General features: G+C 58.5%; 13 protein-coding genes. All 13 read left to right on the forward strand.

What is annotated here, in order from left to right:
- The first annotated feature begins 14 nt into the window (after positions 1 to 14).
- The 13 genes from dnaT to IM304_RS06490 all read left to right on the forward strand — a co-directional run bounded on the left by dnaT (position 15) and on the right by IM304_RS06490 (position 12,127).
- Positions 15 to 560: a primosomal protein DnaT gene (gene dnaT, locus IM304_RS06430; RefSeq protein WP_193354779.1), complete on the forward strand. Its 546-nt coding sequence runs from the start codon at positions 15 to 17 to the stop codon at positions 558 to 560.
- Positions 557 to 1,294, forward strand: coding sequence for a DNA replication protein DnaC (gene dnaC / locus IM304_RS06435; RefSeq protein ID WP_148422010.1), 738 nt, complete (start codon positions 557 to 559; stop codon positions 1,292 to 1,294). The genes dnaT and dnaC overlap by 4 nt, the downstream gene beginning before the upstream one ends.
- 84 nt (positions 1,295 to 1,378) lie before the next feature.
- A complete protein-coding gene (locus IM304_RS06440) occupies positions 1,379 to 1,861 on the forward strand; it encodes a DUF2501 domain-containing protein (protein ID WP_193354780.1) in 483 nt (160 codons plus the stop codon).
- Positions 1,862 to 2,128: 267 nt separating this feature from the next.
- Positions 2,129 to 4,420 (forward strand): phosphatidylglycerol--membrane-oligosaccharide glycerophosphotransferase, encoded by a 2,292-nt coding sequence (gene opgB, locus IM304_RS06445; protein WP_193354781.1) that lies wholly within the window; start codon positions 2,129 to 2,131, stop codon positions 4,418 to 4,420.
- A gap of 179 nt (positions 4,421 to 4,599) precedes the next feature.
- Entirely contained in the window at positions 4,600 to 5,238 is a 639-nt protein-coding gene (locus tag IM304_RS06450) for an EAL domain-containing protein (protein ID WP_193354782.1), read from the forward strand.
- The gene (locus IM304_RS06455; RefSeq protein WP_193354783.1) at positions 5,235 to 5,777 is read left to right on the forward strand and encodes a LuxR C-terminal-related transcriptional regulator; all 543 of its coding nucleotides are present in this window, start codon (positions 5,235 to 5,237) and stop codon (positions 5,775 to 5,777) included. The genes IM304_RS06450 and IM304_RS06455 overlap by 4 nt, the downstream gene beginning before the upstream one ends.
- Positions 5,778 to 5,809: 32 nt before the next feature.
- The gene (locus IM304_RS06460; protein WP_148422018.1) at positions 5,810 to 6,307 is read left to right on the forward strand and encodes a spore coat protein U domain-containing protein; all 498 of its coding nucleotides are present in this window, start codon (positions 5,810 to 5,812) and stop codon (positions 6,305 to 6,307) included.
- Between the two features lie 2 nt (positions 6,308 to 6,309).
- Positions 6,310 to 7,086, forward strand: coding sequence for a molecular chaperone (locus tag IM304_RS06465; RefSeq protein WP_148422020.1), 777 nt, complete (start codon positions 6,310 to 6,312; stop codon positions 7,084 to 7,086).
- On the forward strand, positions 7,007 to 9,298 hold the full coding sequence (locus tag IM304_RS06470) for a fimbria/pilus outer membrane usher protein (RefSeq protein ID WP_227009527.1): 2,292 nt from the start codon (positions 7,007 to 7,009) through the stop codon (positions 9,296 to 9,298). The genes IM304_RS06465 and IM304_RS06470 overlap by 80 nt, the downstream gene beginning before the upstream one ends.
- Positions 9,289 to 10,245 (forward strand): spore coat U domain-containing protein, encoded by a 957-nt coding sequence (locus IM304_RS06475; RefSeq protein WP_193354784.1) that lies wholly within the window; start codon positions 9,289 to 9,291, stop codon positions 10,243 to 10,245. The genes IM304_RS06470 and IM304_RS06475 overlap by 10 nt, the downstream gene beginning before the upstream one ends.
- 130 nt (positions 10,246 to 10,375) lie before the next feature.
- Complete coding sequence (locus IM304_RS06480; protein WP_193354785.1) at positions 10,376 to 11,116, forward strand: winged helix-turn-helix domain-containing protein; 741 nt, start codon at positions 10,376 to 10,378, stop codon at positions 11,114 to 11,116.
- A gap of 1 nt (position 11,117) precedes the next feature.
- Positions 11,118 to 11,591 carry a hypothetical protein gene (locus IM304_RS06485; protein WP_148422025.1) on the forward strand — a complete coding sequence of 158 codons (474 nt, stop codon included), beginning with the start codon at positions 11,118 to 11,120 and terminating at the stop codon, positions 11,589 to 11,591.
- Positions 11,592 to 11,620: 29 nt separating this feature from the next.
- The gene (locus IM304_RS06490; RefSeq protein WP_176608781.1) at positions 11,621 to 12,127 is read left to right on the forward strand and encodes a GNAT family N-acetyltransferase; all 507 of its coding nucleotides are present in this window, start codon (positions 11,621 to 11,623) and stop codon (positions 12,125 to 12,127) included.
- The last annotated feature ends 61 nt before the right edge of the window (positions 12,128 to 12,188 follow it).

The raw sequence follows: 12,188 nt of genomic DNA on the forward strand, positions 1-12,188 counted from the left end.
GTTGAGAAAGTGTTATGTCCTCCAGAATTCTGACCACCAGCATTGCTGGCATTGATGCCTTTATGCGCGATCCTCGCGGTGTGTTGACGCACGCCGAAGGCGGCACGCTCGCGGTATTTGCCGACAACGCCCCGGCGTTTTACGCGGTTACGCCGGAACGTCTGGCACAGCTTCTGGATATTGAAGCGCGGCTGTCGCGCCCGGCGAGTGACGTCACGCTGGACAATCAGTTTTTTGATGAACCCACCAGCACCCCGGTAGCCGTTCCGATGGGTAAATTCCCCATGTACGCCGGGTGGCAGCCGGACGCCGATTTTCAGCGCCAGGCGGCACTCTGGGGGATTGCCCTCTCGCAGCCCGCGACGCCGGAAGAGCTGGCGGCCTTTACCGCCTACTGGCAGGCTGAAGGGAAAGTATTCCATCACGTTCAGTGGCAGCAAAAGCTCGCACGAAGCCTGCAAATCAACCGCGCCAGCAGCAACGGCCAGCCAAAGCGTGATATTAATGCCTTTTCAGAACCGGATAAAAAAATCCCTGATGGATTCCGAGGTGCGAAATGAAAAACGTCGGCGACCTGATGAAGCGTTTGCAGAAGATGATGCCAGCCAACGTGAAGCCCGCCTTCACCACGGGCGAAGAGCTGCTGGCGTGGCAAAAAGAGCAGGGTGAAATCCGCGCGGCTGCCCTCGCCCGCGAAAACCGCGCGATGAAAATGCAGCGCACCTTTAACCGCTCGGGCATTCGTCCGCTGCACCAGAACTGCTCCTTCGAGAACTACAAGGTTGAGTCGCAGGGGCAGATGAACGCGCTTAGCCAGGCGCGCCAGTACGTGGACGAATTCGACGGCAACATCGCCAGCTTCATCTTTAGCGGAAAACCCGGCACCGGGAAAAATCACCTCGCGGCCGCTATCTGTAACGAGCTGCTGCTGCGCGGGAAGTCGGTGCTGATTATCACCGTGGCCGATATCATGTCCGCCATGAAGGACACCTTCAGCAACCGCGAAACCAGTGAAGAACAGCTGCTGAACGATCTGAGCAACGTAGACCTGCTGGTCATCGACGAGATCGGCGTCCAGACGGAATCCCGCTACGAAAAAGTGATCATTAACCAGATTGTCGATCGCCGTTCATCGTCAAAACGCCCAACCGGCATGCTGACGAACCACAATATCGACGAGATGACCCGGCTCCTGGGCGAGCGGGTTATGGATCGCATGAAGCTGGGCAATAGCCTGTACGTCATCTTCGACTGGGACAGCTACCGCAGCCGCGTCACCGGCAAAGAGTATTAAGATATTTCCAGGGAATACCGGTGGAGCGGAGGTATATACTGGACTCCCCTCCGGCTCAAAACGGACCTTTTCGGGTAAACCATTATGAAAAAACAGTTACTAATCAGCGTTATTTCTGGCGTTCTGCTGGTGACGGGCGCAGCGCAGGCCGCGTCATGGCAGGAGTCGCTCTCCAGCGCAGCAGGTGAGCTAACCAAACAGAGCAGCGGCACCCAGGGCGGCCTTTCCGCGTCATCCCTCACCAGCCTGCTGGGTAACAGCTCCCAGAGCCTGAGCGCCGGTACGATGAACAACGCGGCGGGTATCCTGGAATACTGCGCGAAGCAGAAGCTGGCTTCCGTAACCGATACCGAAAACATCAAAAATCAGGTGTTGGGTAAGCTTGGCCTGGACACCCAGGAGCAGAAGGCGGACACCAACTATATGGACGGCATTCAGGGCCTGCTGAACGCGCAAAACGGCCAGCAGCTTAACCTCAGCACCCTGGGCAACTCCTCTCTGGCGAAACAGGTGAAAACCAAAGCCTGCGATCTGGTGCTGAAACAGGGCGTTAATTTCCTCTCCTGATCCCCCCTTTCGGCCCCTACACGCCCGGTTTCTCAGGTAAGTTTGAAACCGCGGCGTGAAGCGCGCCTTTTTACGCCTCGCCACCGCCTCAGCATCCGTATGCCACCATGCGACGGCTTTCAAATAAACGATTTTATAAACCAAATCCTAACAACAGCACACTTTCGTGACACTAAAATTGCAGCTATACGACATCGCAATTACATTGTCTTACCCAAAAAATAATCAGTTAGCCGGCCGAGCGTCCGGCATGATGAGGATGTGCTGTTGTCAGAGTTAATGTCCCTTGTCCTTTTTCTGGCTTCGGTTGGCGTTTACGCCTGGAAAGCCGGTCGTCACACCTGGTGGTTTGTTGCCACCCTGGCGGTGCTCGGCATTTTTATTATTTTGAACATTACGCTATATGCCAGCGATTACTTTACCGGCGACGGTATTAACGACGCCGTGCTCTACACCCTCACCAACAGCCTGACCGGCGCGGGCGTTGGTAAGTACATACTTCCCGGTCTGGGACTGGTGGTCGCGCTGGTTGGCATCTTCGCCGCGCTGGCCTGGGTGCTGCGCCGTCGACGCCACCGTCCACATCATCATGGCTACAGCCTGCTGGCGCTGTGTCTGGCGCTGGCCTCCGTCGACGCCAGCCCGGCGTTTCATCAGATTACCGAGCTGGTAAAATCTCAGTCGCGCGATGGCGATCCGGACTTTGCCGCGTATTACAAAGAGCCCTCGAAGAAGATCGACAACCCCAGGCTCAACCTGGTCTATATCTATGGCGAGAGCCTGGAGCGCACCTATTTTGATAACGAGGCTTTCCCGAACCTGACGCCGGAACTGGGCGCGCTGAAGAACGAAGGCCTCGACTTCAGCCACACCATGCAGCTGCCCGGTACGGATTACACCATTGCCGGGATGGTGGCCTCCCAGTGCGGCATTCCCCTGTTTGCCCCGTTTGAAGGAAACGCCTCCGCCTCGATGTCGAGCTTCTTCCCGCAAAACGTTTGTCTTGGCGATATCCTGAAAAACTCGGGCTATGAGAACTACTTTATGCAGGGCGCCAACCTGCGCTTTGCCGGGAAAGACGTGTTCCTGAAGTCCCACGGTTTCGATCATCTTTATGGTTCAGAAGAGCTGAAAACCACCGTGGCCGATCCGGCTTACCGCAACGACTGGGGCTTTTACGACGACACCGTGCTGGATGAAACCTGGAAGAAATTCGAGGAGCTTTCCCGCGCCGGTAAACGCTTTTCGCTGTTTGCGCTGACCGTCGACACGCACCACCCGGATGGCTTCGTCTCGCGCACCTGCAAGCGTCAGCGCTACGACATCGACGGCAAAAACAACACCTCGTTCAGCGCCGTGACCTGTAGCCAGGAGCACATCGCGGCGTTCGTTGAGAAAATCAAAGCATCGCCTTACTTCAAAAATACGGTCATCGTCGTCTCGTCAGACCATCTGGCAATGAAAAACAGCGCCTGGGACGAGCTGAGCAAGCGGGATCGCAGCAACCTGTTCTTTGTGCTGCGCGGCGACCAGCCCCGGCAGGAGGTTATCGCCACCAAACGTAACTCGATGGACAACGGCGCGACGGTGCTGGATATTCTGGGCGGCGATAACTTTATTGGCCTGGGCCGCAGCACGCTGTCGGGGCAATCCCTGTCGGAAATCTTCCTCAACATGAAGGAAAAAATCCTTGCCTGGAAGCCGGACATCATCCGTCTGTGGAACTTCCCGAAAGAGATAAAGGATTTCACCATCGATCGGGATAAAAAAACGATCGCCTTTTCCGGCAGCCATTTCCGCCTGCCGCTGCTGCTGCGGGTGTCAGACAAGCGCGTCGAGCCGCTGCCTGAAAGTGAATACTCTGCGCCACTGCGCTTCCAGCTGGCGGATTTCGCCCCGCGCGATAACTTCGTCTGGGTCGACAGGTGCTACAAAATGGGGCAGCTCTGGTCGCCTCAGCTGTCACTCTCCACCGACTGGTGCGTCTCTCAGGGGCAGCTCGGCGGTGAGCAGACCGTACAACACGTCAGTAAACCAGTGTGGCAGGGTAAAACCGCGTTCAGGGATACGGTTATTGATACCGCCCGCTATCAGCGCAACGTCGATCTGCTGAAGGTCGTCGACAACGATATTCGTTACAAAGCGGACAGCTTCATCTTTAACGTGGCCGGCGCGCCGGAGGAGGTGAAGCAGTTCAGCGGTATTTCACGTCCTGAATCGTGGGGGCGCTGGTCCAACGCGCAGTTGGGCGACGAGGTGAAAATCGAATATAACGAGCCGCTGCCGGAGAAATTCGACCTGGTGATCACCGCCCGGGCATTTGGCCCTAACGCCAATAAGCCCGTACCGGTACGCGTGGGCGATCGGGAGCAGACGCTGACGCTTGGGAACGAGGTCAGCACTCACACGCTGCACTTCGAGAACCCCTCGCGCAGCAATACGCTGGTCATTGTGCCGCCAGACCCGCAGGCCACAAACGAAGGGAATATTCTCGGCCACTCTCCGCGCAGGCTGGGCATTGGCATGGTGGAGATCAAAATCGTCAGTAAAGCTGGCTAATGATGCAGCGCCCGGCCAAAAGCCGGGCGCTTATGAAAATAAATAATCCTATAAAAACCTTATAAATTAGCTAAAAACACCATATTTAAGCCTTTTTATTTTATAAATATCCCGCCAAAGCCGTAATTCATAAAATATGCAGCTCCTTAATACACCGCGGGGAGTGACGCACTTTTATCATGCTAACCGGCTATAAGTTCGAATCCATCCGGGCGCTGCGCAGTGAAATAGTGATTGCGTGGGAGGTATTGTCCACGGCCAAGCCTCACGTCAATCTCGAAGACTACTTTTGCGCGATGCCCGCGACGCAGCGTAAAGCGCATTTCTTTGCGCAGCTTCGTCATGCCATGTTGCGCGAAGAAGGTAAAAAATATTATCTCAACGCGACATCGGATTTGCTGCTGGAAACGGACTTCCTCGACAGGCTGAAAGAAGAAACGCCCCGCCCGGAGAGGCTTGCTATCGAAGTTACCGATCTTCATCGCATCGTACAGCTTGATGACGACAAAAGCCGGGCCCTGCGGGTATGCATCGCCACGCTGCATCAGCGGGGTATCGAAGTGTGGGCTGACGACGTCTGCGAAGATCTCATTCCGGCTCTGCTTGCCAGCCAGATCCGCTTCTGCGGCGTCAAAATTGACAAGCATACTTTCTGGAGCGGCCGCGTCGAGCAGGAAAAGTTTCTGCACCTCACCCGCGAGTGCAAGCGTCTCGCCAGTAAGGTGTTGATAGAGGGTATCGAAACCGCGGGTGATTTCGCGCTGGCCCGCGCCAGCGCGGCCGATTACGGCCAGGGCTACCTGTGGGGCAACTCATGACGCCCTGCATTATCAACGCGGGCTTTCGGGTCATCATCCTGAGCGAAAACGCCTATTTATGCCTTGGGCTCAGGTCGATTATCGCTACCGCCGTCGCCCCACGTCCCGAGATTTACTGGATTAACGACGTTAATCCCGAAGGGCTTCTGCACCTGCAGGAGCACCTCCTGAATACCCGCGCCGGGTCAGACTGGCTGGTCTTTACCGATGCGGCCCGCGTTGATGAGATTACCGCTTTCCTGCGCGGCGAGCGCGTCAGAGTGGTGGCGGACAATCTGACGCTTGCTCAGCTGAGCCGCTGCTTTAGCGACACGACATACTCTTTCGAAAACCTCGCCACGCTCACGTATCAGGAGATGCGGGTTTGCATGCTGTTTCATAAAGGATTCAGCCCGGTTCGTATCGCACAGGTCTTTGGTAAGTCACCTAAAACGATTTACACCCACAAGCGTAACGCGATGAACAAATTTTGCTGCCAGAACCTGGCGGAATTCCATCGAAAACTCTGCCTGCTGGACGCTCAGCTCTCATCTCTGTAATTGCACCGTTAACCACGTTAGGAAATAAGATCATGAGAATTATCCCCACTGTTGTATGTTGTTCGGTTCTCCTGCTTCCTGCCGCTGCGATCGCAGCAGACAGCACCGCAAGCGCGACGATGCACGTCTCGCTCGAGGTGGTTAAATCCTGTACCCTCAACGCCAACGACCTTAACTTCTCGCGCCACGGTTCGGATGAAACCAGTGAAATACAGGCCAAAACCCAGGTCGATATCGTCTGTACCAACGGTACGCCGTTCACGCTCTCCGCGACCAGCAATGATAGCAGCGAAAACGGCACCTTCTGGCTGAAGCCGGATAACGGCGAAACGGGCGCCCAGAAAATTGCCTGGAAACTGTTTGCTGACGAGGGCAAACAGACGCAAATCACCGGCACTGACGGGCTCACCGATACCGGCAACGGTATGAAACAGGAAGAGACGCTGTACGGTGTTATTGATGCAGGCGCCCTGACGGCCGCGCAGGCGGGCACCTATAGCGACGATATCACCTTAAACCTGGTGTACTGATCGTGCGACGCTATCTTCCCTGCTTCATTATCTGGCTCATGATGCTGGCGCTGCTGTCACGCTACGCGCTGGCCGCCACGCTTCAGGTCGCCCCTGTAACGCTCGATCTCCAGAGCGGGCAAAGAGCAACGGCCGTTTACCTCACTAACAGCGGGAAATCGGCCATCCATGCGCAGATACGGGTGTACGAGTGGAGCCAGAAAAACGGCAAAGACGTCCTGGCCGCCACCGAGGAGGTGGTCAGCAGCCCGGCGATGACCTCGCTGGCGCCGGGCCAGCAGCAGCTGGTGCGTATTATCGTCATGCGCCCGGGCCTGAATGAACAGGAGCAAAGCTACCGGCTGGTCATCGATGAGCTGCCGGATGCAGCGGCCCGCGCGGCCAGCCCCAACGCGGTGCATTTCCTGCTGCGCTACTCAATTCCGGTCTTCATTGCCGGAAACCAGACAGCGCCCGTCAGCCGCGATGCCCTGAGCTGCGAACAGGCGGATACCCCGGCGACTATCCGCTGCTATAACGCCGGAAACAGCCATATTCGCCTTAGCCACCTTCAGGCCCTGACGGCCAGCGGGCAGGCTGTGGCCTCGATTAAAGGCCTGGCGGGCTACGTACTGCCGGGACAGACCGCCCTTCTGACATTCAGACACGCTCCACGCCATACGCTCAGCGCGCTACGCGCCTACATCAATGACGATCACAATGCCAGCCAGATACCTCTGCGCCCGCTTGCCGCTCGCGCTCCTGCTTTGGCTACCGCTCATGCTGTCAGCCCGGGCTGAATCCACCGCTGACACCGTGCAATGGCTGGCCATCACCGTGAACCACGCCCCGCGTGGCGAGCTGTGGGCCTGCCGGGTAGCGGGTGACGCGTTGTGGATTAGCCGCAGCGACATGCAAAAACTGGGGCTTCGCGCCCCGGATAACCACAACGAGTGGATTGAACTGACGTCCCTGCCGGATCTCAGGGTCAGCCTCGATTTACTTTCTCAGCAGGTGTCAATTACCGCCGGAGCGAAGGCGCTCGCGGGGCAACAGCACCTGGCTTTCGGGAGGCCACCCTCGCCGTACCGCTATCCAGAGGCACAGCCCATCAGCGCGCTGACGCTCGGCTACGCGCTCTATGCCAGCGAGTCAGAGGGGAAACGACAGCTTAACGCCCAGACCATGCTGACCGCCTCCGGAATGCTGCCCGGCACCTTCAGCAGCAGCTTTTCCAGCCATGCCGGAGAGGAAAACAGCGCGGGACGGCCCGCCCACACGCGTCTTGAAACCCGCTGGCAGCGGGACAACACGGACTCGCTCACCAGCCTGGCGCTGGGGGACAGTATCACCACCGGCACCCGCTGGAGCCGACAGGTACGCTTTGGCGGCCTGCACTGGGCGCGTAATTTTGAGCTGAATCCCCAGCTCAACACCGAACCGCGCAGCCGCTACAGCGACACGGCCGTCCTGCCCTCAACGGTCGATCTTTACATCGATGGGCTTAAGCAGAGCAGCCAGCGCGTAACGCCGGGGGATTTTCTGCTGGATACCCTGCCCTCTTTTACCGGCAGCGGGCAGGCGCAGGTGGTCATTACCGACATCAACGGCCAGCGGCGCACCGTCCAGCTCGATCTGTACGGCGTGCCGGGAATGCTGGCGGAAGGGCTGAGCAGTGGCTCACTCGATATCGGCTGGATGCGGCAAAACTACGCCCTGCGCTCCAATGACTATGCCGCCTCGCCTATGCTCGACGCCGGCTGGCGTTATGGCGTGAATAACCAGCTAACGATGGCGCTGCATACGGAACAGCAGCGAAAGCTGCGTAACGCGGGAGTCGGCGCGGACTGGCTGATCTCCCCGGCTACGGGCATCCTCAGCCCGCACATCGCCCTAAGCGACAGCCCCTACGGTAAGGGAATGCAGTGGGGTCTTGGCTGGCAGTGGAGCGGTAACGGGACGGGCATTTCCGCCAGCACCGTTCGTACCGATGCCGCGTTCGCCGATAACGCTCGCATGAGCGGTGCCGTCCCCGTCAGACGCAGCGATAGCGTCTGGGTAAGCCACGCCGTTCCCCACGTCGGTACGCTGGGTGCGGGCTGGGTTCAACAACATTTCCAGGGCAATACCCAGCGCTACCTCAACGCTTCCTGGACCGTCTCGCTGCCGGCCCACCTCTCCAGCACGCTGAGCTACACGCGCTCGTTTACGGACTCGTCGAGTAACGTTCAGCTTATGCTCTCCGTTCCGTTTGGCCATCATGACACGCTTTCCGCTCAGGCTAGCCGGGAGTCCCCGCGCATGGATTATCGCCATCAGCCAGACAATCAGGCTGGCGGCTGGTCCTGGCAGCTGGGACAGGGCTTTGGCAAAAATCGGGAAAGGTATGCAGACGTGGGCTACCTTGGCCGCGCCGGAGAGTGGCACGCCGGGCTGGAGCAGGGCGCTAACACAGGCAGCCAGTACGCCTCCGCCGAAGGCAGCGTAACGCTGCTGGACCACAGCCTGCACGCGCTGCGCTACAACCAGCAGGGACTGGCGCTGGTCTCCACGCGCGGTATCGGCCACGTGCCGGTGATGCTGGAAAACCGCCGGGCAGGCGAAACCGATGAGCGCGGGTACCTTCTGCTGACCGACCTGCCCCGCTATCACAACAGTAAAGTCACCATCGATCCGCTGGATCTGCCCCCCGACGCGATCGCGCCCGTCACCGACATGTATGCCAGGCCGGGCAACGGCAGCGCGGTGAAAGTCGATTTTAACGTCCATTACGCCGTGACGGTTCAGGCCCGGCTGGTGGACGCGCGTCGCCGGCCGCTGCCGCTGGGCAGCGTCGTGTCAACGCCGCACGGCGCCACCATCGTGGGACGCGACGGGTTTATCTGGCTTGAAGATCCGCCCCTGCCCGGTGAGCTGGTGGTGAAAACCGGTGAGGGCGAGTGCCGGGTCACGCTTCCGGCCCCGCGCGCCGCGTCAACCGTAATGAATATTGGAGAACAGCCGTGTCATTAAAAGCGTCGTTACTGCTGCTGCCCGTGCTTTCCATGAAGGCGATGGCGGCGGCATGCTGGATAACCTCGCCCGCCGTCATCAACTTTGGCAATGTCGTGGCGGGCAACGCTGCCTCGACCAGCACCGAGGTAAAATTTAGCTGTCAGGCCGACAACTACGGCACGGCAGAGTATATCAACGTCTGCCTGAGCAGCATTGACGCCCCGCCCTTTCAGATGCTCTCGCTGGGCGACGGGAACGGTAAACAATATACGCTGCTGTTTCGCCTGCTTAACGGCATCGCGCGCGCCCAGGAGCTGGGTCCCGCCAGCAGCGGAAATCTCATCCAGCAGACCGTCATGGCGCAAAGCAATGCCAGCGTCAGCGGCAGCTTTCCGCTTATCGCCACCCTTCCGGCGGGGCAGAGCCAGCTCCCCGCGACCCGCTATTACAACTACAACATGAATCTGCGCATCGCCTGGCACAGCGCCACCCGCCGGGACGCCCTGCAAAGCTGTGCAGACGGCTCCGCGGAGGGGGAACAGGTGCAGGGCGGGAGCAATGCCCAGGCCGAAATCAGCGAAGGGTGCTACATAGAGCGCGTCACCCCGCTCAACTTCGGCACCTTAACCAGCGCCGCCACGCTGCGCCCGACGCGCTCCACGGCAACCCTCACCACGCGCTGTCCGGCCGGAACCGCATTCACGCTCGCCATGGGAAAAGGCAATCATGCCAGCGGCGATCGGCGGCAGCTTTGCAACGATGAGGGACAGTGCCTGCGCTATACGCTCTGGCAGGATGCCGCGGCCACGCAACGCTGGGGCGATAAAAGCAGCGGCGATGCGCTGCAGGTCACCAACCCCGCCGGCGGCACGCAGAACTTCACCGTTTACGGAGAAGTACCGGCCCAGCCCCTGAGCGGTACGGGGGAGTTTATTGACGACGTGATAATTACGCTGACTTATTAAACGACACAAAAAACCGTCTGGATCAATGTTATCGGTAACAATGGCGCTAAAATAACCAGCAGTTCCGCTTAGGAAGGCGTAATGCCTTCTCTTTTTTAATTAATTATCTCTGTCTGCATTACAACAAATTATGAAATACCTGCTCGCTGATGCCCTCGTTTACAACGACGAGGACGGTACCGTTACTCCCGTTAATGCGCCGGAAGAGGATGCGCAGCTCCTCACCTGTACGGCCAATACCATCCTGAAGCTGCTGGTAAAGCATCATGGTAACGTCATCGAACGGGAAACGTTTCTCCGTGAGGTCTGGGATAAGCGCGGGCTTCAGGGATCCAACAACTCGTTAAACCAGTACATCAGCATCCTGCGCAAAATGCTGGCCAGCCTGCTTCCCGACGCGCTGTTTATCGTTACGGTGCCTAAAACGGGCTTTATGCTCTGCGCGGACGTCACGGTAACGGCGCTGGAAGAGGAGTCCCCGGCGGCCGAAACGGCGAAACCCGCCTGTCGCATTCGGCCTGAACTGCTGTTCTGCGGCGCGCTCACGCTCGCTATCGTCGCGCTGTGCGTCTGGATAACGGCCGTCAAGCCAGAAGCCCCGCAGAGCGAAATCCATTTGCTCACCCATATCGGCGCGTGTCCGGTCTACACCTTTACGCCGCTGGCAGACGTGTTTCACGGGAGGGCGGTTGCGCTGGCGCAAACCCTTCAGCGAGACGGTCATTTGCCGTGCCTGAAAAATTCAATCTTCTACATGCACATTCAGAGAACGCTGTTCTACGGTCACGAAGGGCGGCTGGTGCTATCCCAATGCTCCCTTGCCCGGGGTAAAGCCAGCGCCTGCCGGACGCTTTTCTATTACGAGTGGTGATATGAGACAGAAAAAAGTTTGGCTAATACTGGTACTCAACCTGTTGCTTCTGGGCTCCGCGCTGGCGTGGTACTTTTACACGCCTCCGCTCTCGGTGGCCTGCGATGGAAACCTGACGTTCTCCGACAAACGTGACAGCCATGCCTTCACGTTTGACGGCGAGGTTATTATGCGTTTTCAACCCGATAAAACGGGCTACATTACGCTAAACGGTAACGTTGAGAACGCCCCCCAGAGCTGGGAAGTGTCTCGTCAGGAGATGTTTAAGTGGCGCCAGGTGGAGGGAGAACTGTATGAAATCGTCATTCAAAAAGTGGAGCGCTTTAGCCATGACGCCATGCCGCCGGGAGTATTTGAAAAGTATGTCGCCGGCCTGACGCTGGGGAAAAAAAGGCTCCTGACGATAGAGCGCACGCCCCAGGGCGCGCTGGTCATTAGCAATTTTTATTCGCCCGTGCTGATCTGCTCAGTGTAGCGTCGGCCGCTCAGGCTATACTTCCAGCCATGAACATTCGCATTCGCCCCACTTTTGTCAACGACGTTGCCGCCCTGCCCGCCATCGAGCGCGCGGCGGGCCGGCGTTTTCGCGACTATCCGGCGCTGGCCTGGCTGGCCGAAGGCGACGTTATTTCCGTTGAAGTGCACCTCGGTTACGTCGCGCGCGGACTAAGCTGGCTGGCGCTGGCAGACGATCGCCCCGTGGGCTTTATCCTCGCAGAAGCCCATCCAACGTCGCTGTTTATTGAGGAACTTTCGGTCGATCTGGACTGGCAGGGAAAAGGGGCTGGACGCCAGCTCATCGCTCGTGCCGCCGCCCATGCCCGCAGCCTCGGCCTGCGTTCGCTGACGCTAACAACCTTTTGCGAGGTACCGTGGAATGCGCCATTTTATGCCCGGCTGGGCTTTGAAAGGGTGACGACGCTGACGCCAGAGCTGCGCCAGAAAAGGGAAGAAGAGACCGCGCACGGGTTAGCGTCAGACGACCGCTGCGCCATGCGCCTGCCTCTCTAATATCGCCCGGTAGCGCTGCGCTTACCGGGCCTCGGGCACACTCAAACCGTCACCGGCGTAA

This window comes from Enterobacter cloacae complex sp. P40C2 (genome assembly GCF_014930695.1).
GTDB classification, from domain to species: domain Bacteria; phylum Pseudomonadota; class Gammaproteobacteria; order Enterobacterales; family Enterobacteriaceae; genus Enterobacter; species Enterobacter pasteurii.